The sequence below is a fragment of the Sphingomonas sp. NPDC092440 genome (assembly GCF_044754985.1).
Lineage (GTDB): Bacteria > Pseudomonadota > Alphaproteobacteria > Sphingomonadales > Sphingomonadaceae > Sphingomonas.
Genome location: NZ_JBIVQA010000024.1, coordinates 1 through 19,731 on the forward strand (window position 1 = coordinate 1; position 19,731 = coordinate 19,731).

Annotated in this window: 20 protein-coding genes; 7 read left to right on the plus strand and 13 right to left on the minus strand. The window is 69.2% G+C overall.

The genetic code is table 11. The features are described from left to right. Positions 1-179: 179 nt before the first annotated feature. Positions 180-641: a vgr related protein gene (locus ACIQCS_RS23175; protein WP_345848471.1), complete on the minus strand. Its 462-nt coding sequence runs from the start codon at positions 639-641 to the stop codon at positions 180-182. 148 nt (positions 642-789) lie between these two features. Here ACIQCS_RS23175 and ACIQCS_RS23180 point away from each other — a divergent pair, with 148 nt between their 5' ends. Further along, a complete protein-coding gene (locus ACIQCS_RS23180; RefSeq protein ID WP_345848470.1) occupies positions 790-2,361 on the plus strand; it encodes an ATP-binding cassette domain-containing protein in 1,572 nt (523 codons plus the stop codon). Here the strand turns inward: ACIQCS_RS23180 and ACIQCS_RS23185 are convergent. From ACIQCS_RS23185 to ACIQCS_RS23210, 6 genes are all read right to left on the minus strand, one after another. Further along, positions 2,358-3,353, minus strand: a complete 996-nt coding sequence (locus ACIQCS_RS23185; protein WP_345852005.1) for a YwqG family protein — start codon at positions 3,351-3,353, stop codon at positions 2,358-2,360. The genes ACIQCS_RS23180 and ACIQCS_RS23185 overlap by 4 nt on opposite strands. 5 nt (positions 3,354-3,358) lie before the next feature. Continuing rightward, a complete protein-coding gene (locus tag ACIQCS_RS23190; RefSeq protein ID WP_280280951.1) occupies positions 3,359-3,889 on the minus strand; it encodes a PH domain-containing protein in 531 nt (176 codons plus the stop codon). A gap of 74 nt (positions 3,890-3,963) precedes the next feature. Beyond that, on the minus strand, positions 3,964-4,677 hold the full coding sequence (locus tag ACIQCS_RS23195) for a hypothetical protein (RefSeq protein ID WP_345848469.1): 714 nt from the start codon (positions 4,675-4,677) through the stop codon (positions 3,964-3,966). Beyond that, positions 4,674-5,267, minus strand: a complete 594-nt coding sequence (locus ACIQCS_RS23200; protein WP_345848466.1) for a TadE/TadG family type IV pilus assembly protein — start codon at positions 5,265-5,267, stop codon at positions 4,674-4,676. Before ACIQCS_RS23200 ends, ACIQCS_RS23195 begins: the two co-directional genes overlap by 4 nt. Further along, positions 5,264-6,991 carry a TadE/TadG family type IV pilus assembly protein gene (locus tag ACIQCS_RS23205; protein WP_345848464.1) on the minus strand — a complete coding sequence of 576 codons (1,728 nt, stop codon included), beginning with the start codon at positions 6,989-6,991 and terminating at the stop codon, positions 5,264-5,266. The genes ACIQCS_RS23200 and ACIQCS_RS23205 overlap by 4 nt, the downstream gene beginning before the upstream one ends. A gap of 299 nt (positions 6,992-7,290) precedes the next feature. Next, a complete protein-coding gene (locus ACIQCS_RS23210) occupies positions 7,291-7,731 on the minus strand; it encodes a copper chaperone PCu(A)C (protein WP_280280947.1) in 441 nt (146 codons plus the stop codon). Positions 7,732-7,893: 162 nt separating this feature from the next. Here ACIQCS_RS23210 and dnaK point away from each other — a divergent pair, with 162 nt between their 5' ends. Together dnaK and dnaJ are read left to right on the plus strand one after the other, a co-directional pair. Next, positions 7,894-9,807 carry a molecular chaperone DnaK gene (dnaK, locus tag ACIQCS_RS23215; RefSeq protein WP_345848463.1) on the plus strand — a complete coding sequence of 638 codons (1,914 nt, stop codon included), beginning with the start codon at positions 7,894-7,896 and terminating at the stop codon, positions 9,805-9,807. Positions 9,808-9,941: 134 nt separating this feature from the next. Then, entirely contained in the window at positions 9,942-11,063 is a 1,122-nt protein-coding gene (dnaJ, locus tag ACIQCS_RS23220; RefSeq protein WP_345848461.1) for a molecular chaperone DnaJ, read from the plus strand. On the opposite strand, the gene ACIQCS_RS23225 is transcribed toward dnaJ, so the two are convergent. Next, positions 11,044-11,517, minus strand: a complete 474-nt coding sequence (locus ACIQCS_RS23225) for a hypothetical protein (protein WP_401531903.1) — start codon at positions 11,515-11,517, stop codon at positions 11,044-11,046. The genes dnaJ and ACIQCS_RS23225 overlap by 20 nt on opposite strands. Positions 11,518-11,693: 176 nt before the next feature. Here ACIQCS_RS23225 and ACIQCS_RS23230 point away from each other — a divergent pair, with 176 nt between their 5' ends. Both ACIQCS_RS23230 and ACIQCS_RS23235 read left to right on the plus strand, forming a co-directional pair. Then, positions 11,694-12,650, plus strand: coding sequence for a phage tail protein (locus ACIQCS_RS23230; protein ID WP_345848456.1), 957 nt, complete (start codon positions 11,694-11,696; stop codon positions 12,648-12,650). Between the two features lie 123 nt (positions 12,651-12,773). After that, positions 12,774-13,160, plus strand: a complete 387-nt coding sequence (locus ACIQCS_RS23235) for a glycine zipper 2TM domain-containing protein (RefSeq protein ID WP_275915680.1) — start codon at positions 12,774-12,776, stop codon at positions 13,158-13,160. A gap of 71 nt (positions 13,161-13,231) precedes the next feature. Here the strand turns inward: ACIQCS_RS23235 and ACIQCS_RS23240 are convergent, their stop codons facing one another. After that, the gene (locus ACIQCS_RS23240; protein WP_345848452.1) at positions 13,232-13,807 is read right to left on the minus strand and encodes an NAD(P)H-dependent oxidoreductase; all 576 of its coding nucleotides are present in this window, start codon (positions 13,805-13,807) and stop codon (positions 13,232-13,234) included. A gap of 164 nt (positions 13,808-13,971) precedes the next feature. On the opposite strand from ACIQCS_RS23240, the gene ACIQCS_RS23245 reads away from it, so the two are divergent. Next, on the plus strand, positions 13,972-14,313 hold the full coding sequence (locus ACIQCS_RS23245; RefSeq protein ID WP_345848450.1) for a helix-turn-helix domain-containing protein: 342 nt from the start codon (positions 13,972-13,974) through the stop codon (positions 14,311-14,313). A gap of 41 nt (positions 14,314-14,354) precedes the next feature. On the opposite strand, the gene ACIQCS_RS23250 is transcribed toward ACIQCS_RS23245, so the two are convergent. After that, positions 14,355-14,744, minus strand: coding sequence for a hypothetical protein (locus tag ACIQCS_RS23250; RefSeq protein ID WP_345848449.1), 390 nt, complete (start codon positions 14,742-14,744; stop codon positions 14,355-14,357). 122 nt (positions 14,745-14,866) lie between these two features. On the opposite strand from ACIQCS_RS23250, the gene ACIQCS_RS23255 reads away from it, so the two are divergent. Beyond that, positions 14,867-15,649 carry a helix-turn-helix transcriptional regulator gene (locus ACIQCS_RS23255; RefSeq protein WP_345848447.1) on the plus strand — a complete coding sequence of 261 codons (783 nt, stop codon included), beginning with the start codon at positions 14,867-14,869 and terminating at the stop codon, positions 15,647-15,649. Between the two features lie 80 nt (positions 15,650-15,729). On the opposite strand, the gene ACIQCS_RS23260 is transcribed toward ACIQCS_RS23255, so the two are convergent. The 3 genes from ACIQCS_RS23260 to ACIQCS_RS23270 all read right to left on the minus strand — a co-directional run bounded on the left by ACIQCS_RS23260 (position 15,730) and on the right by ACIQCS_RS23270 (position 19,700). Further along, on the minus strand, positions 15,730-16,536 hold the full coding sequence (locus ACIQCS_RS23260) for a hypothetical protein (RefSeq protein ID WP_345848446.1): 807 nt from the start codon (positions 16,534-16,536) through the stop codon (positions 15,730-15,732). Between the two features lie 67 nt (positions 16,537-16,603). Next, positions 16,604-19,156, minus strand: coding sequence for an HWE histidine kinase domain-containing protein (locus tag ACIQCS_RS23265; protein ID WP_345848444.1), 2,553 nt, complete (start codon positions 19,154-19,156; stop codon positions 16,604-16,606). Further along, on the minus strand, positions 19,146-19,700 hold the full coding sequence (locus tag ACIQCS_RS23270; protein WP_345848442.1) for a biliverdin-producing heme oxygenase: 555 nt from the start codon (positions 19,698-19,700) through the stop codon (positions 19,146-19,148). Before ACIQCS_RS23270 ends, ACIQCS_RS23265 begins: the two co-directional genes overlap by 11 nt. Positions 19,701-19,731 lie beyond the last annotated feature (31 nt).

The window sequence follows — 19,731 nt, forward strand, 5'->3', positions numbered from 1 at the left end:
CTACCAGATACGACCGGCATGCCACAAACTACCTCGCTGCCATCGCTCTCGTAGCCCTTATCACCGCGTGGCTTAAATGAGTCCCCAACCTAGGTCACGACCCAATCAGCAAACCCCCGTCATCCCCGCGCCGGCGGGGATTACGGGCGTGGTTTCAGGGGCTTGTCCGGGTTCTCGCCCTAGGCGCGGGGGAAGGGCAGCAGCGCCGCATAGCTGCTCAACGGCGCGCTGCCGGGCAGGTCCGCGCCGCGCGCGAGCAGGAAGGCGTGGCGGACGATCTCGGCCTGCTGCTCGATGCCGTAGCGCTCGAACGGCCGGCCGGGCTCGAGCACATAGCCATAGCGGCAGAAGGGATGGCGCCGCAGCGGCAGGAACAGGCCCTGCTGATACTGCCAGACATGGACGAGCTCGTGGACGAACAGCCCCTGCAGCGCGAGCGGCGCGGCGGCGAAATCCTCGCGGTACAGGCCCGAGGCGGGATTGAAATGGATCGTGCCCAGCGGCGCCATGGTGGTGTTGCGCGGCTGGAAGAATGCCCATTTGCGATTGGCGACGAAGGCGCGGGCCGGATCGAGCGCGTCGCCGAACACCGAGCGGGCGAGTTCGGCTTCGCCGGGCGTGAGCGGGCGGGAGGCGGGCATGCGCCCTAGATGGCGTGGGCCGGCGGGCTTGTCATCCGCGCGCCGCGCCGCCAGATAGCGCCTTCCCGAATTTCCAAGGAGTGAGCCGCCATGCGCCAGGAACCGATCGCCGTCCGCCCGATCGTCCCGTCCTGCCCGCAGGTGCCACATGTCTTGCTTCGTAACCCTGGATTCGCTTGCCGCCGCCACGCCTGAGGGTGAGCCGCTCTTCGCCGGACTGACGCTGGCGCTCGGGCGCGAACGCACCGGGCTGGTCGGGCGCAACGGCTCGGGCAAATCGACTCTGCTGCGCATCGTCGCGGGCGAGGCGCCACCCCTGGCGGGCAGCGTGGCGCGCGCCGGCCGCATCGGCGTGCTGCGCCAGGAATGGCCCGGCCATTGCTCCATCGGCGCGGTGCTGGGGGTGGACGAAGGGCTCGCGCGGCTGGCGCGCGTGCTGGCGGGCGCAGGGAGCGCGGAGGATCTCGCCGAGGCCGACTGGACGCTGGAGGAGCGCGTGGGCGCGGCGCTGGCCGAGGCCGGGCTCGGCGCGGTGGCGCTCGACCGGCGCGTGGCGACGCTCTCGGGCGGCGAGCGGACGCGCGTGGGAATCGCCCGGCTGCGCCTCGACGCGCCCGACCTGCTGCTGCTCGACGAGCCGACCAACAATCTCGACGCCGCGGGCCGTGCGGCGGTGGCGGCGCTGGTGGAGGGGTGGTGCGGCGGCGTGCTGGTCGCCAGTCATGACCGCGCGCTGCTCGAGCATATGGACAGGATCGTCGAGCTGACGCCGCTCGGCGTGCGGGCGTTCGGCGGGGGATGGTCCGGCTTCGCGGCGGCGCGGGCAGCGGAGCGGGCGCGGGCGGCGGCCGAAGTGGCGCGGGCGGGCGACCTGCTGCGCGGCGCCGAGGCCGAGGCGCAGCAGGCGCGCGAGCGCCAGGCGCGGCGCGATCGCGCCGGGCGCGCCTATGCCGCGAGCGGATCGGCGCCGAAGATCCTGCTCGGGCGGCAGAAGGAGCGGGCGGAGAATTCGGCCGGGCGCGGGGCGGGCCTGGGCGAGCGGCTGGTGGGCGCGGCGGAAGCGCGGCTGGCGGCGGCGCGGGCCGGGGTGGACGTGGTGGCGCCGCTGGTCATCGCGCTGCCCGCCACGGGCCTGCCGGCGAACCGGCGGCTGCTGGCGTTCGAGGACGCGGCGCTGGCGCGTGCCGGCCGGACGTTCGGGCCATGGCGTTTCGAGATCACCGGGCCCGAGCGCGTGGCGGTGACCGGGCCTAACGGCGCGGGCAAAACGAGCCTGCTCCGGATGGCGGCGGGCGTGCTGGCGCCCGATCGCGGCACGGTGCGGCGGGCCGAAGGGCGAGCGGCGATGCTCGACCAGCATGTCGGGCTGCTGGTGCCGGAGGCTTCGGTGCTGCAGAATTTCCGGCGGCTGCATCCGGGCGCGACCGAGCGCGAGGCGCATGCGGCGTGCGCGCGCTTCGCCTTCCGCAACCGGGATGCGCTGAAGCGCGCGGGCGACCTCAGCGGCGGCGAAAGGCTGCGCGCGGGGCTGGCCTGCGTGCTGGGCGGCGCGGCGGTGCCGCAATTGCTGCTGCTCGACGAGCCGACCAACCATCTCGACATGGAATCGATCGAAGTGCTCGAGGCGGCGCTGGCCGGCTATGACGGCGCGCTGCTGGTGGTGAGCCACGACCGTGCGTTCCTCGTGGCGATCGGCGCGGAGCGGGAGATCGCAGTCTAGCTCTGCGCCGTGATGGCCTGGACGTTGGAGAAGTCGGCGCGGGCGAGGTCGGCGGCGGGAAGGAAGAAGTAGATCGCGTTGGCATCGTTGATCCAAAGGTCCATCGCCTGGTTGGACTCGATGGTGAGCAGCGAGCGCCAGCTCGCGACGCCCGCATCGATCTCCAGACGATGGGACTGGATCCAGCGGACAAGATCGTCATCGGCGGCGGACCAGGGGCGGTAGATGCCGCCGCCCGCCATGCGCGATTCGATCCGCTTCGCTTCCTCCCAATCCTCCCAGCGCTTCCAGAGGCGCAACGCCTGTTTGCCGGGGCGGCCGATCATGTGGAAATGGAGCTCCTCGCGCAGATCCTCGTGCCATTGGGCATGGCCGAGCAGCTGGCCGATCGCGCGCGCCGGCGGGCCGAGGCCCAGCAATAGCGCGAGATGATCCGCCTCGGGCCATGCCTGCTCGATTTCCCCCATGAGCGCGTCGTCATAATCGGGGAAGCTGAGCCCGTGCTCGAAACGCGCGCCGACCGGATGGAAGCGCTCGATCCCGGATGGCGGCGGCGTGGGGTGCAGGGCGGCGCCGGGCGGGCTGTGAATCACGCGCGCGAACATGCGGGAGTCGTCGTCGGCCTGGGCGGCGAAGAAGGAGAGCAGGCCGGACGGCGGCAGGTCCTTCGGCACCGGCGCGTCCCCGGCGCGCGCGGGCAGCGCGACTTGCGCGTAGAAGCTGAGCGGCGTGGCGCCGGCTTCAGGCCAGGGCGTGCCGGGCGGCAGATCGGGGACGCCGCCGAAGCGCGTCGCGCCGATGGCGTCGCCGGCGGTGTCCGCGAAGACGGCCAGGCAGGGCAGGGCGCGGCTCGCCAGCCTGTCGGCGGCAGCGGGGGCGTGCCCGGTTCGCGCGACCAGCGCATCGAGCGCGGAGCGATCCGCGATGCCGCGCGATGGCGGGGGCGTTGCCGCGCGCGGGCTGCCGAACAGCCGGCGCAGCGCCGCCAGCACCGGCTTCAAAGCGGCTCGCCCAGATCCTCGTGCACCATGTCGATCTCGCGCACCCCGCGGTTGCGGCGGGCGGTATTGACCAGCTCGCGCAGCTGCTCGCGGCGGGCGCGGGCCCGGGCGACGTCGCGGATCACCAGCGGCGCCGCGCGCGTGGTCTCGTCGGACGAGGCGATGCTGATCGTGCCGATGTCCGCCAGCTGGTTGACGATCGAGAAGTCGATGCGGACGTCCTTCACCCGGTAGAGCTCGATCTCGTCGATCGACTTCTGCAGGATGCCCTTGTGCAGGATCAGCCGGTCCTCGGTGATCTCATAGGCGATGCCGAGATTCTCGAACCATTTGAGGATCAGCACCACGATCGCGACGGCGAACAGCAGCGGCGCGACCCAGGCGGCGCCGGCCAGCATGCCCTGGGCCAGGAAATAGAAGGTGCCGACCAGCCCGAGCAGCAGCAGGAAGCAGGTGCCCCAGCCGGCGAGCGTGCCGATCAGCCAGCCGAGCGTGGAGGAACGGAAGCGATCCAGGACTTGCGGCATGCGTGCGGGCCTCCCTGCGGTGTTGGCGCGCGAGGATAGCGGATGGCGCCGCCACATCAACTCGGGCGCGGGGCTCAGCTGCCATATTTGTCGCAGGTGGCGCGCGTGGCGGCGGGCGCGGGATTGAAGAGCTGCGAGAAGTCGCGCCGGTCGCGCACGATGAAGGAGGCGACGTAATGGAGCCGGGCCGGGCCCATGAAGCTGGACCCGAACAGGCGCTGATAGTCATAGTTGATCTCGACGAAGATCAGCCCCGAGCCGCTCGGCGCGGTGACGACCGCGCCCGGATCGCCCATCCCGGTGACGGTGGTGCCGGCATTCGTCCGGGTCGCGTCGGTGCCCGCGGTCGCGCTGGTGGTGCCGTAGCTCGAATCATAGCCGGTCCCGCTCTTCATCCCGAAGCAGCGCTGCCAGTGGATGCGCTGCACCGGCGCGGTGTCGTAGCTCTGCTGGACATATTCGAGGCTGGAGAGCGTCACCCGGCCATTGGCACCGATCCCGATCGCATTGCCTTGAAGACGCGCGGCCTGCAGCGCGTTGTTGATGTCGAGCTCGCGCAGCTGGACGGTGGAGGCCGAGCTCATCAGGCCCAGGCGCGAGCCGTTGTCGGCGAGGTTCGCGGCGATCTGGCTGACGCGCAGATTGGCGAGCGCGAGGTTCGCGGTCTCGACGCCGTAGCAGCCGAGCACCAGCACGACGGGAAGGGCGAGCGCGAATTCGAGCATCGCCACGCCCGACCTGGCGGCGGCGAGGCGGCGGAGCGGCGCGGGCACGCGGGAAGGGTTCATGTGCAGATCGTTGCCGGCGAAGGGACGTTCTGGGTGGCATAGGGCTGGTTCATCAGCGTGGTGGTGGCGCTGAGCGTCGCCGTGCCCGGCCAGCCGAACAGCCGGGTGACCGGGAAGAGGCGGCCATAGGTGATCGCCGCGGTGTAGACGGTGACGTCGTTGGGGCCGCCCTGGCCCGCGCGGCCGGCATCGGCGTCCCATTGGCCGTTGCCGTTGACGTCGGTGTAGCATTCGCCCGGATCGCGCACGCCGTTGCCGTTGGTGTCGACGAACGGCTCGGGCGCGACGGCGCTGAAGCTGGTATAGCTGCTCCGGGTCGGATAGCCCGCGGCGAAGGCGGCGCCGGGGGCCACCGCCTGGACCTGGGCCAGCACGCGCGCATCGATCGCGGCGGGGGTGGCGCCCTGGATGCCGCTGTCGCGCCCCGCCTTCTGCACCGCGCCGGTGATCACCGACTGGACATAGGCCTGATAGCCCAGCTCCATCATGCCCATCATCAGGACCAGCATCACCGGCAGCACGAAGGCGAACTCCACCACGGTGGTGCCGCGCCGGTCGCGCAGGATCCGGGCGCGGCCGCCCGGGCTCATTGCGTCACCCGCAGCATCGCCACCTGCTTGGCGATGGTGGCGAACGCAGTCGACAGGCCCGCGCCGGTGGTGGTGGCGAGCGCCTGGTTGGTGGTGGTGGCGCAGGACTGCATCTGGGTGGTCGCGCTCGAATCGATCGTCACCGTCCAGATCTGGATGTTGCGCGCCTTGGCTGCGGCGCATTCCGCGAGGAAACGGGCGTTGTGATAGGCCTTCAGGTTGGTGAAGTCGCCGCCGCTCACCCGCCGGTCGTAATATTCGTTGCCGTACATGCCGTAGATCGAGGTGCTGGGGGCCATGTCGCCGTCGGTGAGGAAGATGATCACCCGGTTGGGCGCCTGGCGCGAGGGCCAGGGCGCGGTGTCCGCCGCGAAGATGCCGGTGGGCGAGAGCAGCCGCGTGCCCCAGATCATGCCGGTGTCGTGATAGGTGCCGCCGATCGGCCGGAAATCGCTGGCGTTGACATAGTTGGACACCTGGGTCCGCGTCATCACCGCCAGGCGCGAGACCGGCTTGCCGCACGAGACATAGCCGAGCTGGTAGTAATAAGCGGTGCCGATGTTCGGGCTGCTGCTGCTGTCGCCGGTCGAAGTGGCAGTGGCGGTGCTCGAATAATTGTTGCGGGCATAGAAGAGCTCGGGCCACATCGGCTTCCACTGGGTGTCGATGTTCGAATTGGGCACGAGATCGGGATCGAGATCGGGCGGCAGCGTCGTGGTGTTGAAGTTCATCGTGCCGGCGGTGGTGGCGCGCTCCTCGAGGCAGCCGGTCCAGCGACTGGTCGCGCCGGTGGTCTTGCTCGGATCGGTGACGGTGGTGCCGGCGACGAAGCTGCGCACGTCGAAATTGAGCTGCTGGTATTTCCAGATCGGGATGCCGAGCAGGTTCCCGGTCTGGCTGCGCGATTCATAGTTCCACTGCGTGTTCGCGCTGCCCGTGCCGCCGACCATATAGGCCGGGGACAGCGCGACGATCGCCTTCCCGGCGTTCACGGTGGAAGTGTAGGTGACGAAGCCGTAGCGGATATGGGTGGAGGGGTCCGCCGCGGCGGCGAGCGTGTCGTAGAAATTCAGCACCGCCGAGCGCAGCGCCGAGATGCGCGAGCCGCTCTTCTCGGGCACATAATAGGCCGTGCTGCCCGGATAGCCGGCGACGCTGTCATTGCCGCTGGCGGCGCCGTCGGCGGGGCGCGCATAGGAGGTGGTGCCGGCCGAGCCGACATAGCTGTTGCACGTATTGTCGTCGTCCTGCGGCAGGCAGGCCATCGAGCCGGTGGTGTCGAGCACGAAGATCACGTCGGTGTCCGCCACGTCGTAGCTCGCCTGGCAAGTGACGTTGATCGTCTGGCTCGGCACGCCGAACATCGACAGGATCGTCATCGGCACCACCGCCTGGGCGGTGCCGGCGACCTGCGCGTCGGAAGTCTTGCTGGGGTTGAAGCTGGCGGTGCTGGTCTTGAACCAGCCGGTGCGGAAATTGTTGTTGAAGAAGGTCTGGGCCTGGGCGGTCGCGGTGGCGTCCAGCGTGGTGTTGCCGACCGAGGTGTCGGTCATGAACTTGCGGCCGGCCAGCACGCCCGCGTCGCACGCCTGCTGGAGCCGCGTCTTGACGACATACAGGCGCGCCGAATCGATCGCGCAGCCGCAAAAGGCCGCCAGCGGGATGAGCGCGGCGGCCATCATCGCCAGGGTGTTGCCACGCCGATCCCGCGCGAGACGCGCCATGAACCCCGCGGGACGTTGCCGATCCTGCTCCACGATACGCTCCGCACCGGGACCTGCTAAGGCCCACAATCTGGAGCATTTTTTCTTCCGAAACTGAAAAAGAGATGGTTTCCGCGGGGGTAGGGAATTCTACCCAGGGGGATTCTACGGAGGCGGCCTGGGTTGAGAACCCAGACAAGTATCTGATCTTTCACCGTCATCCCGGCCTTGAGCCGGGATCCCGCTTCTTCCTGTGCTGGCGAGATAGCGGGACCCCGGCTCAAGGCCGGGGTGACGAAGGAAGAATATGAGTCCTCAACCTAGCTCCCCGGTGCCGGATCGCCCGCGCCGACCACCTTCGCGTCGAGCTGGAGCGTCCTGCCGCTGGCGAAGGAGAGCTGGAGCGGCACCGTCTGGCCGGGCTTCACCGCCGGCCCGATCGAGAAGAGCATCACGTGGCGGCCGCCGGGCGCGAAGGCGAGCTTGCCGCCGGCGGGCACGGCGACGTCCTTCAGCGGCGCCATCGACATCATGCCGTGCTCGCCCTTCATGCTCTCGTGCAGCTCGGCCTTGAGCGCGGCGCGCGAGGAGACGGCGAGCAGCGTGTCGGCGGTCGCGCCGCCCTGCACGGTGAAATAGGCCGCGCCGGGCTGGCCGGCGACGGCGGGCAGCCGGACCCAGGCATTGCCGGCGGCAAGCTCGCCCGCGGGCGCGCAGGCCGAAAGTGCCACCACCGTAACGATCGCCGAGAAACGCCGCATCCGCCTCACTCCCATTCCGGGAAACCCTCTAGAAAGCCCTGCTTCTTGCGGCAAGCGCATGTGCACCTATATCCGGCAGCGTGACCGGTTCTCCGCGCTGCCTCCAAGCAGGGGCGTGGGGGCCAAGTTTTTTTGATTTGAACTGGGGGCCAACGAGGGACCATGGCTAAAGTTATCGGTATCGACCTGGGGACGACCAACAGCTGCGTGGCAGTGATGGAGGGCGGCAAGCCCAAGGTAATCGAGAATGTGGAAGGCGCGCGTACCACGCCTTCGATCGTCGCCTTCGCCAAGGATGGCGAGCGCCTGATCGGCCAGCCGGCCAAGCGCCAGGCAGTGACCAATCCGGACAACACGGTTTTCGCGGTGAAGCGCCTGATCGGCCGCCGCTTCGACGATCCGGTGACCAAGAAGGACACCGAGCTGGTGCCCTACACCATCGTGCGCGGCGCCAATGGCGACGCCTGGGTGCAGGCCGGCGGCGAGGATTATTCGCCCAGCCAGATCTCGGCCTTCATCCTGCAGAAGATGAAGGAAACGGCCGAGGCCTATCTCGGCGAGAACGTCACCCAGGCGGTGATCACCGTTCCGGCGTACTTCAACGACGCGCAGCGCCAGGCGACCAAGGACGCCGGCAAGATCGCGGGCCTGGAAGTGCTGCGCATCATCAACGAGCCGACGGCGGCGGCGCTCGCCTATGGCCTCGAGAAGAACGACGGCAAGACGATCGCGGTCTATGACCTTGGCGGCGGCACGTTCGACATCTCGGTGCTCGAGATCGGCGACGGCGTGTTCGAAGTGAAGGCGACCAACGGCGACACCTTCCTGGGCGGCGAGGATTTCGACGCCAAGCTGGTGCAGTTCCTGGCCGAGGACTTCAAGAAGGCCGAGGGCATCGACCTCACCAAGGACAAGCTCGCGCTGCAGCGCCTGAAGGAAGCCGCCGAAAAGGCCAAGATCGAGCTTTCCTCGGCGCAGACCACCGAAGTGAACCTGCCCTTCATCACTGCCGACGCCAATGGGCCGAAGCACCTGGTGAAGACGATCAACCGCGCCGAGCTGGAGCGCCTCGTCGAGGACCTGATCCAGCGCACGCTCGAGCCGTGCCGCAAGGCGCTGGCCGATGCCGGCGTCAAGGGCTCGGCGATCGACGAGGTGGTGCTGGTCGGCGGCATGACCCGCATGCCCAAGGTCCGCCAGATCGTGAAGGAGTTCTTCGGCAAGGAGCCGCATACCGGCGTGAACCCCGATGAGGTGGTGGCGATCGGCGCGGCGATCCAGGCCGGCGTGCTGCAGGGCGACGTCAAGGACGTGCTGCTGCTCGACGTGACTCCGCTGAGCCTCGGCATCGAGACGCTGGGCGGCGTGTTCACCCGCATGATCGATCGCAACACGACGATCCCGACCAAGAAGAGCCAGGTCTATTCGACTGCCGATGACGGCCAGCAGGCCGTGACGATCCGCGTCTTCCAGGGCGAGCGCGAGATGGCGGCGGACAACAAGCTGCTCGGCCAGTTCGACCTGGTCGGCATTCCGCCGGCGCCGCGCGGCGTGCCGCAGATCGAAGTGACCTTCGACATCGACGCCAACGGCCTGGTCAACGTCTCGGCCAAGGACAAGGGCACCGGCAAGGAGCAGCAGATCCGCATCCAGGCCTCGGGCGGCCTTTCGGACAGCGACATCGAGCAGATGGTCCGCGACGCCGAGAGCTTTGCCGAGGAGGACAAGAAGCGCCGTGCCGCGGCCGAGGCGAAGAACAACGCCGAGAGCCTGATCCACACCACCGAGCGCCAGCTCCAGGAGAATGGCGACAAGGTGGATGCCGGGCTGAAGGCGGAGATCGAGACGGCGGTGGCCGAGGCCAAGGCCGCGGTCGACGGCGGCGATGCCGACGAGATGCAGGCCAAGAGCCAGAACCTCGCCCAGGTGGCGATGAAGCTCGGCCAGGCGATCTACGAGAAGCAGGCTGCCGAGCAGGCCTCGCCCCAGGCGGGCGCCGGCGCGGCGGGTTCGGAGGCCGGCGGCGAGGAAGTCGTCGACGCCGAATTCTCCGAGGTGGACGACAACAAGGCGTAGGTAACACCCCCTCCCTCTCTCCGCGTGCGGGGAGAGGGCCGGGGAGAGGGGGAGCAGGGGCGGCGATGCGGACGGTTCTCGCGGCGTGCCCCTCTCCCATAGCCTCTCCCCTGAAGGGGAGAGGGCTTTAATTGATGACCACCGAAGTCGATTATTACGAGCTGCTCGAAGTCGAGCGCACCGCGGACGACGTCACGCTCAAGTCCGCCTATCGCAAGCTGGCGATCAAATACCATCCGGACAAGAATGCCGGCTGCAAGGACCATGAGGCCAAGTTCAAGGCGATCAACGAAGCCTATGACTGCCTGAAGGATCCGCAGAAGCGCGCCGCCTATGACCGGTTCGGCCATGCGGCGTTCAAGAACGGCATGGGTGGGGGCGGCCATGGCGCGCAGCCCGATTTCGGCGCGTTCAGCGACATCTTCGAAAGCGTGTTCGGCGAGTTCATGGGCGGTGGCCGTGGCGGCGGGCGCCAGGTGCGCCGCGGCGCCGACCTGCGCTACGACATGGAGATCACGCTGGAAGAGGCCTTTCACGGCAAGACCAGCGAGATCACCGTCGATGTTTCCGGCCATTGCGACACTTGCGACGGTACCGGCGCCAAGCCGGGTACTGCCGCGCATCAGTGCAAGCAGTGCGGCGGGCACGGCAAGGTGCGCGCGCAGCAGGGCTTCTTCATGGTCGAGCGGACCTGCCCGGTCTGCCATGGCGCCGGCGAGGTGATCGAGCAGCCCTGCCGCGACTGCCGCGGCGAGGGGCGGACCGACAAGACCAAGACACTCAAGATCAACGTGCCGCCGGGCGTGGACGAAGGCACGCGAATCCGGCTGCAGGGCGAGGGCGAGGCGGGTGCGCGCGGCGCGCCGGCGGGCGACCTCTACATCTTCCTGCACGTCAGGAAGCACGCGATCTTCGAGCGCGAGGGCACCAACCTGTTCGCCCATGCGCCGATCAGCTTCACCACCGCGGCGCTGGGCGGCGAGATCGTCCTGCCCGGCCTCGACGGCGAGAAGCATGTGGTGAAGATCGCGCCGGGTACGCAGAGCGGCCGCGAGGTGCGCCAGCGCGGCGCCGGCATGCCGGTGCTGCAGGGGCGCGGGCGCGGCGACCTGGTCGTCGAGCTCGTCGTCGAGATGCCGACCAAGCTGACCGCGAAGCAGCGCGAGCTGCTCGAGGAATTCCGCGCGACCGAGACGGGCGACGAATGCCCCCAGACGACCGGCTTCTTCGCCAAGCTCAAGGCGGCACTGGGCTAGGGTCCCGGCGCTGGCCGCCGGAAGATGCGCCCCCTTCGCCCAGCGCGGAGGGGGCTTTTCCTTGCGCGCGCACCGTCTTGGCCCGGGCAATGCAAGCGCGCTGCTCGATCAGCCTCGCAATGGTGAGGCGCTCCGAACGGCCTTCGGGATGGGCGTTGAGTGGCAGGGCGACGACTTCGCCATCGACCAGCCGGAGCGGCAGCACGCCGCTATTGCGTTCGCCCCCTTTCCTGCTGCGCTTGTCGCCCCGCAGCAGCGCTAGGTCATGATAGCTCGCATCCTCGATCGCATCGAAAGGCACGAAGCGCGCATCGCCTTCGGGATCGATCAGCAATCCGTCGCGGCGAAAGGCGAAGGGGCGGCTACCATCGTCGTGGTGATAGGTAGCGAGTACATCCGCTGAAATCCCGCCGGCGCGCAGGCCTGAAGCAGTGCGCAGCAGGCGGCCGAGCATTGGATCTTCGGAGCTGGTACGCGTGCGGGCCATGGCGCGAGCTTAGCGCGTGTGCGGCTCGAATCGAGCGGGAATGATCGCGTCATTTCCGTGCAATTGGGCTCCCATATGGGGTCTGCCCCGATCGCCACCGGGCATCGATAGTCGCCCCTCCTGGGGGAATCGGGGAGGCGCTTATGCGGGCTTGGCTGAAGGCATTGCTGGCGCGGCTGTTCGGCCGCGGGGCGCCGAAGCCGGTGCCGTCGGGGCCGCCGGTACTGGCCGAGGAAGCCGTCCGGCCCGGCCCGCCGCCGCCTTCGGGCATGCAGCAGCTGCTCGTGATGAACGGCGTCTTCCCGCAGGAGGGCCCGGCGCCGGCGCAATTCACGGTCGGCATGATCGAGAGCTTCGCCGGCAGCTATCCGGCCTATGGCGCCCGGCCGTGCACCGGCGGCACGCTGCCGATCATGGGGAACCAGCCGCTGACGGCGGTGATGGGAACCAGCTTCGGCGGCAACGGGATCACGACCATCGGCGTGCCCGACCTGCATGCGCGCGTCGCGATCGGCGGCGCGCCGGCGGGCGGGATGCGGCCGGGCGCGCTCGTCCTCAACTGGCTGATCGCGATGGACGCGAGCGTCGACGCGCCGTTGCCGGGAACGGTGACGCCCTTTTGCGGGACCGTGGTGCCGGGCGGCTGGGCGCCCTGCGCCGGCGCGACGCTGTCGGTCCAGCAATATGCCGCGCTGTTCGCGGCGATCGGCACCGCGTTCGGCGGCAATGGCGTGACGACCTTCCAGCTGCCGGACCTGAACGGCGCGGCGCCGATGGGCCTGGGGCCGGGCACGGCCCTGGGCCAGAAGGTGTCGGGCACGATCGACGGGCTGGGCCTCAACTACATCATCAACACCGGTGATCTTCTGGCCCCCGGCAGCGGCGATGGCGAGCCGCCGGCCGATTATGCCTATGCCGGGCAGGTGACGGCCTATGCCGGCGCGCTGATTCCCCAGGGCTGGGCGGCGTGCGACGGCAGCGTGCTGCCGATCTCGCGCTACCCGACCCTGTTCCAGGCGATCGGGGACATCTGGGGTGGTGACGGCAAGACGAGCTTCGGCCTGCCCGATCTGCGCGGCCGGATGATGCCCGGGGCGTGAGCCGCCGCGATTTCGTTACGTGAACGCAAGCTGCAAGACGAGTTCAGCATCGCATCAGGCCGAATCGCCTAGACCCATCCTCGTACCCGGTGCCCAGGCACCGGCCAAAGGAGGAGATAGATCATGCGTAAGACGCTTCTGGGCCTCGCGGCCATGGCCGTTGCCCTTCCCGCCCTGCCCTCGACCGCGATGGCGCAGCGTTATGACGGCTATCGGGGCGACGATGGTCGCTACGAGCGCGGTTATGACAATCGTGGCTATGACCGGGGCTATGACGATCGCGGCTATTATAACGGCCCGAGCTGGCGCGGCCGCGACGGCCGCAACTATTGCCGCCGTTCGGACGGCACGACGGGCATGCTGATCGGCGGCGTCGCCGGTGCGCTGGTCGGCCGCAGCATCGACCGCTATGGCGATCGCACCCCCGGCACGCTGCTCGGCGCCCTGGGCGGCGCGCTGCTCGGCCGGGCGATCGACAAGGACAGCAGCGGCGGCCGTCGCTGCCGCTAAGTCCCCTGGACCGCAGGCAGGAGGCAGGGGCCCGGTGGCAACGCCGGGCCCCTTCTCTTTGGGCGCGAGGCTCAGGCGGCGCGGGCAGCCTTGAGCGCGTTGCCCCACCAGGCGATCTCGTCGAACAAGGTGGTGCGCGCGGCGGCGAGATGGGGATAGTCATCGAGCGTCTTGCCCTGCTGCAGGATGCCGAGGAACGGCTCCATGCCCACATTCACTTCGGCCCTGATCGGCGCCATGTGGAGCTCGACCGCGATGCCGCGCAGCTGCTCGATCGCACGGGCGCCGCCGACGCCGCCATAGCCGACGAACGCCACCGGCTTGCGGCGCCATTCGAAGGTGGCCGAATCGAGCGCGTTCTTCAGCACCGCGGTGGGCCCGTGATTATATTCCGCGGCAGTGACGATGAAGCCGTCATATCCGCCGACCTTGTGGCGCCAGGCCTCGGCGGCGGGGTGCGAATAGACGCCCTGGGTCCAGGACGGGGGGACGGGCTCCTCGAACAGCGGCAGGTTCTGGTCGCGCAGGTCGAGGATATCGAGCGTGAAGTCGTCGCGTCCGGCGGCGCCGGTGGCGATCCATTGGGCGGGAACGTCCGCGAAACGCTGCGGGCGCGTGCTGCCGATGATGAGTGCGAGGTTGAGCATGGAAATTTCGACCCTTTCCGGTTACGAATCGTAACAGGGGATCAAATGATGCGGTGAATGCATCGCCACAAGGAGGCACATTTCTGGAACCCAGGCACACCCATGTAAGCGGCGGGCATGTAAGCGGCGGCCATGCAATTGGCGGGCATGAAGGCTGCACGCCGGTGCGCGAGATCCTCGCCAAGATCGGCGACAAATGGAGCATCCTGACGATCATGATGCTGAGCGGCGGCACCAGGCGGTTCAGCGAGCTGCAGCGCGGGATCGAGGGCATCTCGCAGCGGATGCTGACGCTCACCCTGCGCGGGCTGGAGCGCGACGGGCTGGTGACGCGCGAAGTGTTCCCGACGATCCCGCCGCGGGTGGAATATACGCTGACGCCGCTGGGGCGCTCGCTCCAGCAGCCGGTGAGCGCGCTCGGCCAATGGGTGATGGCCAATCTGCCGGAAATCGACGCGGCACGGCGCCGGTTCGACGTGGCGGCGGAGGATCGGGCCGGCAGCTGACCGGAAGGCGCCGGGCTCGGTGCCGGCGCCTTCCGTCCTGCTCAGGCAAAGGCGCGACGGAACAGCGACAGGCCATGGAATTCGAGTGCCGCGAGCCCGGCCACCGCCAGTGCCTGCGCGGCCAGGAAGGCGGTGCCGAGCGTATTCGGCGCGAGCAGGGCGATCACCGCGAAGCTGGCCGCGGTCCAGCCCAGGTTGAGCAGGGCGATGGCGCGGACCGGCCATTCGAGCCGGTCGGTCCGGCGCGCCGCCCAGAGCATGAACGCCGCCGAGGGGAAGAGCAGCAGCCCGGCCTCGAACAGCAGCGCCGCGGGCAGGTCGAGCAGCCCGGCGAGCGGCCCGGCGGCGGCCACGAGCAGCGCGCCCATCGCCAGGCAGGTGGCTGCGTCGATCGTGAGCACGGTGCGGAGGAAATGGATCGGATTGGTCATGGGTCGTCTCCCTTGCTGGTGAGGACGCAAGGCTGACGGTATCGGCGCGCTGGGTCGATTACGCCGGAGGTAATGGAAACCGGCGGTGCTTGCGGGCAGAGAAGCCGCGAAGGAGACTATCCGTGCAGCCAGCCGTCCGCCCGCTCGGCGACCAGATCAAGGAATGGCGCCGCCGGCGCCGGCTCAGCCAGATGGACCTGGCGCTGGATGCGGAGATATCGACCCGGCATCTGAGCTTCATCGAGACCGGGCGCACCCGGCCGAGCCGCGAGATGGTGCTGCGCCTGGCCGATCAGCTCGCACTGCCACTGCGCGAGCGCAACGCGATGCTGCTCGCGGCGGGGTTCGCGCCGCTCTATGCCGAGCGCGCGCTCGACGATCCCGCCCTGGCGGCGGCGCGGCGGGCGATCGACCTGGTGCTGAAGGGGCACGAGCCCTGGCCGGCGCTGGCGATCGACCGGCACTGGCACCTGGTCGCGGCCAATGCGGCGGTCGCGCCGCTGCTCGCCGGATGCGCGCCGCATCTGCTGGAAGGCCCGGTCAACGTGCTGCGCCTGAGCCTGCATCCCGAGGGGCTGGCGCCGCGGATCCTGAACCTTGCCGAATGGCGCGCGCATCTGCTCGAGCGGCTGCGGCGCCAGGCGACGACCACCGGCGACCAGGGGCTCGAGGCGCTGGTCGCGGAGCTGGAAGCCTATCCCTTTCCGGACGGGGCGGGGCAGCTGGAGGACATGGGCGGGGTGGCGATCCCGCTCCGGCTCGCCACTCCGCTGGGCGAGCTCAGCTTCATCAGCACCACCACGGTGTTCGGCACTCCGCTCGACGTGACGCTCGACGAGCTGGCGATCGAGGCCTTCTATCCGGCGGACGCCATGACGGCGGAGCGGCTGCGGGGAGCGGGCTAGGCCGAGAACCCAAGCAAGTATTTGATTTTCTACTGTCATCCCGGCCTTGAGGTGACGAAGGAGGAATATGAGCCCTCAATCTAGCGCCCGTCGTCGCTCCAGTGCGGCGGGTCGCTGAGCAACTTGATGACCCCATAGGTCGCACCGACCTTGTGGAGATCGGTATTGGCGTCGCCCGAGCGTGGAGCGCCGATCTCGCGCGGCTTGCCCTGCTTGTCCCTCACCTTGATCGTGCCGTTCCAGCCGATCGTCATGTCGATCGCGCGGCCCTCGATGTGGCGCGAGGTGAGCGAGGGCTCGAAGGCGATCTGGAACAGGTCGGACATCGCCTGGGCGCCGGCCTTCGACCTGGCGAGATCGCCATGGTCCCAGCGGATATCCAGGCCGGGCAGGGCGGGGACCTTGTTCGGCGCGACCAGCCCCTTCGCCACGCGCCAGCTGTAATGCATCAGCTGCGCGCGAACGGGGTTGCGACGCGTGGCCGAGATCGTGACGCCGGCGCCCGCGTCCTTCAGTGCCTTCAGGAACGCAGCGACGTTGTCGCGGAAGGGCTGGATCAGGTCGGCGACGGCGGCGCTGTTCGGATATCTGGCCTGGTTGGCGTTCCACCAGTCCGCGCCCGAGAGCGGCGGGCCGGCGCCCTGGCCGGCGGCGAGCGCGAGCCAGGTCCGGCCGCCGGGGGCGATCAGCCCGTCCGGCCTGGCGGCGGCCAGCACCCGCGCCTGATAGCCGGTGATCGCGGCGATGGTGAGCGTGCCGCATTCGCCGCTGGTGGGCAGCAGTTTCTGCCCGGTCGCGCCGAGCCAGGCGTTGAGCAGATGCTGGACGACCAGCACGTCCGCCAGGTCGTTGACGCCGTTCTTCCCTACCGATGCGCCGATGGGCATGTGATCCCTCCCTCCAGCTCCCCTCCCCGGAAGGGAGGGGAGCCTGCGAGTCGTATCCGGCGAAATCCTACTTTGAAAGCAGGTCCGAGATCGCGCGGGAGATGCTGGCGAGCGTGTAGGGCTTCTGGGTGACCAGCGCCCCGCCATGCTGGGGCGGGAGCTTCAACTGCTCGCCATAGCCGGTGGCGAAGAGGAAGGGCACGTCGGCGGCGCTGAGGTCGTCGGCGAGCGGCAGGCTGGTCTCGGCGCCCAGATTGACGTCGAGCACCGCGGCCTCGAACGCTTCGCGGCGGATCTCCTCGCGCGCCTGGGCGAGGGTGCCGGCCGTCACCACGCGGCGGGCGCCCAGGCGCGTGAGGATGTCCTCCGCGTCCATCGCGATGATCAGGCTGTCCTCGACCAGCAGCACGACACCGGAGAGCAGCCTGGGCGCGGTGGTGCCAGGCGCGGGCTCGGGGGGTGGCGCGGGCCGGCCGGCGCGGCGCGGATCGATCTCGACATGGCGGGCGGGCACGCGGAAATCGGCCTCGAGCCCGGTGAGCGGATAGCGCACGTCCGCCTCGCCGCCCAGGTCATAGGGAATCGAGCGGGTGATGATCGTCGTGCCGAAGCCCTGCCGCTTCGGCGGCTGCACCGCCGGGCCGCCGCGCTCGCGCCAGGCGATCGCCAGGTCGCCGTCGCGCTCGATCCGCCAGCCGATGTCAACCGAGCCGCTGTCCGAGAGCGCGCCATATTTGGCAGAATTGGTCATCAGCTCGTGCAGCACCAGCGCCAGTGTGGAAAAGGCCTGGGGATGGAGCAGCACGGCCGGCCCGTCGGTCTCCACCCGGCCCGCCTTGCCGGCGAGATAGGCGGCGGCCTCGGTCTCGATCAGGCGGAGCAGGGGAGCGGGGGACCAATTGTCCTGCGTGATCTGGTCGTGCGCGCGGGCCAGGCTCTCGATCCGGCCTTCGAGCAGATGGATCGTGTCGCGCCGGTCCGCCTCGGGATCGAGCGACTGGCGGACAAGGCCGCGGATCAGGCCGAGGATGTTGCGGACGCGGTGGTTCAGCTCGGCGATCAGCAGCTCCTGGCGCTCGGAGAAGCGGCGCCGCTCCTCCTGGGCATCGTCGCTGAGGCGCAGCACGACTTCGATCAGCGACGCGCGCAGCATCTCGGCGACGCGCAGCTCGGCGTTCGAGAAGGGCTCGGAACGGCCGCGGACTTCCTGCGACCAGAGCTCGAAGCTCTTGCGCGGCGTGAGGCGCGGGCCATTGGGGCCGAGCTGGGCCGGCTTGTGCGGATCGCCCGCCCATTTGACCGTGCGGATCTTCTCCTGGCGGAACAGCAGGACATAGTCGCGCGGCCGGCGCGAGATCGGGATCGCCAGCATGCCGGCGGCGACATCGTCATAGCCGGCGGCGGCGGGGAGGGTGTCGGCCAGCCGGTCGGTCGAGAAGATCCTGCCCGCGGCCATCGCGTTCAGCCGGCGGGTGATCGCGGAGAATGCAGCCGCCGGCGGGGTCATGCCCGAGAAGGAGATCTTGCCGTCGAGCCAGATCGCGATGCCGTCGCACGGCACGGTCTCGCGCATCATCGTGCCGAGCCATTCGGGATTGTCGAGCAGCGTCGAATCGCCGGCTACCGCGGCGAGCAGCCGATCGCTGGCGGCGCGCGCGGCCAGCTCATAGGCGGCCAGTTCCTTGCGCTCGCGGCTCTCGAGCTTGAGCGCGAACATCTGGCCGAACAGCTCGGCGATCGAGCGGCGCTCGAAGCTGGGGCAGCGCGCGGCATAGTGATGGCAGGCGAACAGGCCCCAGAGCTGGCCCTCGACGATGATCGAGATCGACAGCGAGGCGCCGACGCCCATGTTCTTCAGATATTCGATATGGATCGGCGAGACAGAGCGCAGCACCGAGAGCGAAAGGTCGATCGGCGCGCCGCTCTCGTCGAGCCGGGGCAGCACGGGCACCGGCTCGGCATTCACGTCGGCGATGATGCGGAAGGGCGTGCGGACATAGAGCTTGCGCGCCTGTTGCGGGATGTCGCTGGCGGGATAGCGCAGGTCGAGGAAGCTGCCGATGCCGGCGCGGGCCGCCTCGGCCACCACCACGCCCGAGCCGTCGCGATCGAAGCGATAGACCATCACGCGGTCGAAGCCAGTCAGGGCGCGAACCTGGCGGGCGCCCTCGCGATAAAAGGCTGCCGAATCGCCGGTTTCGTCGAGCCGGGCCATCATCGCGCGGATCGCCGAGCCGATGTCGGTGGCGGCATCCTCGCTGCAATCCTCGCCCTCCAGCACGATCGTGTCGCCGATCATGTGCAGCGCGAAATCGAAGCAGCGGCCGCTGGCGATCCGCAGCCCGAAGACGCGCTCGACCGCATCGTCGCCGCGTAGCATGGCGAGGCGGTTGCGCAGCGTGTGGACGGCGTGCTCGCCGAGCAGGGCGATGGCGGAGGTGCCGAGCAGGTCTTCGGCGGGCTTGCCGAGAAATTGCTCGGCATTGGCCGAGATGCGGCGGATCAGCCAGTCGACCGAGAGTGCGAGCAGGAAGCCGAACGGCTGGACGGCGCCCAGCTCGTGAATCGGCTCGCGATCGCAATTGGTGAGATCGACCTCGAAATCGCTGCTACTGGCCAACCTCTGCCTTTCGCCATTTTTCCGCCGAACGCTCAAATGCCGTGAAAGTCGCAAGCGCCGCGGCGATCGCCGCTTCCAGCGCGATGGGCTCGCATAAGAGGTGGTCGATAACTGTCAGTAGTTGCTGCCACTTTTCGGCGCGCTGATCTGCATCAAGATAGGCGCGCGGGAATCCGGCGGGCAGGCGCCGGGCCAGGAACTTGCCGCCGAGGCGCGAGCCTTCGAGGACGTAGAGCGCGCCGGCGATGGCGTGATCGGTGCCGAAGGCGGGGATCGTGCCGACATCGTCGCCCCGGCTCTCGCCGGGGTGCCGTAGATGGGCCAGGTCTTCCCTCAGCAGCGCGCCGCGCTTGCGCTCCTCCCAATCGTCCACCACCCGTCCGCCCGGCAGCGCCGCTTCCAGCGCCCACACCACATCGGCATGGGCGGCGAGGAAGCGGGCATAGCTTTCCCGGTCGGTCAGGTCGAAACCCGCAAAGGCCGCGTCCACCCGATCATGCGCCGGGGACGTCGCCGCGCGCAGCGCCTGGCGGGTGGGGTTCATAGGGCGCTGCACCGAAAGGACATGGAAGCTC

Coding starts and splice junctions, on each gene's coding strand:
- ACIQCS_RS23175 (WP_345848471.1), bottom strand. CDS start 641: ATGCCCGCCTCCCGCCCGCTCACGCCCGGCGAAGCCGAACTCGCCCGC.
- ACIQCS_RS23180 (WP_345848470.1), top strand. CDS start 790: ATGTCTTGCTTCGTAACCCTGGATTCGCTTGCCGCCGCCACGCCTGAG.
- ACIQCS_RS23190 (WP_280280951.1), bottom strand. CDS start 3,889: ATGCCGCAAGTCCTGGATCGCTTCCGTTCCTCCACGCTCGGCTGGCTG.
- ACIQCS_RS23195 (WP_345848469.1), bottom strand. CDS start 4,677: ATGAACCCTTCCCGCGTGCCCGCGCCGCTCCGCCGCCTCGCCGCCGCC.
- ACIQCS_RS23200 (WP_345848466.1), bottom strand. CDS start 5,267: ATGAGCCCGGGCGGCCGCGCCCGGATCCTGCGCGACCGGCGCGGCACC.
- ACIQCS_RS23205 (WP_345848464.1), bottom strand. CDS start 6,991: ATGGCGCGTCTCGCGCGGGATCGGCGTGGCAACACCCTGGCGATGATG.
- ACIQCS_RS23210 (WP_280280947.1), bottom strand. CDS start 7,731: ATGCGGCGTTTCTCGGCGATCGTTACGGTGGTGGCACTTTCGGCCTGC.
- dnaK (WP_345848463.1), top strand. CDS start 7,894: ATGGCTAAAGTTATCGGTATCGACCTGGGGACGACCAACAGCTGCGTG.
- dnaJ (WP_345848461.1), top strand. CDS start 9,942: ATGACCACCGAAGTCGATTATTACGAGCTGCTCGAAGTCGAGCGCACC.
- ACIQCS_RS23225 (WP_401531903.1), bottom strand. CDS start 11,517: ATGCTCGGCCGCCTGCTGCGCACTGCTTCAGGCCTGCGCGCCGGCGGG.
- ACIQCS_RS23230 (WP_345848456.1), top strand. CDS start 11,694: ATGCGGGCTTGGCTGAAGGCATTGCTGGCGCGGCTGTTCGGCCGCGGG.
- ACIQCS_RS23235 (WP_275915680.1), top strand. CDS start 12,774: ATGCGTAAGACGCTTCTGGGCCTCGCGGCCATGGCCGTTGCCCTTCCC.
- ACIQCS_RS23240 (WP_345848452.1), bottom strand. CDS start 13,807: ATGCTCAACCTCGCACTCATCATCGGCAGCACGCGCCCGCAGCGTTTC.
- ACIQCS_RS23250 (WP_345848449.1), bottom strand. CDS start 14,744: ATGACCAATCCGATCCATTTCCTCCGCACCGTGCTCACGATCGACGCA.
- ACIQCS_RS23260 (WP_345848446.1), bottom strand. CDS start 16,536: ATGCCCATCGGCGCATCGGTAGGGAAGAACGGCGTCAACGACCTGGCG.
- ACIQCS_RS23270 (WP_345848442.1), bottom strand. CDS start 19,700: ATGAACCCCACCCGCCAGGCGCTGCGCGCGGCGACGTCCCCGGCGCAT.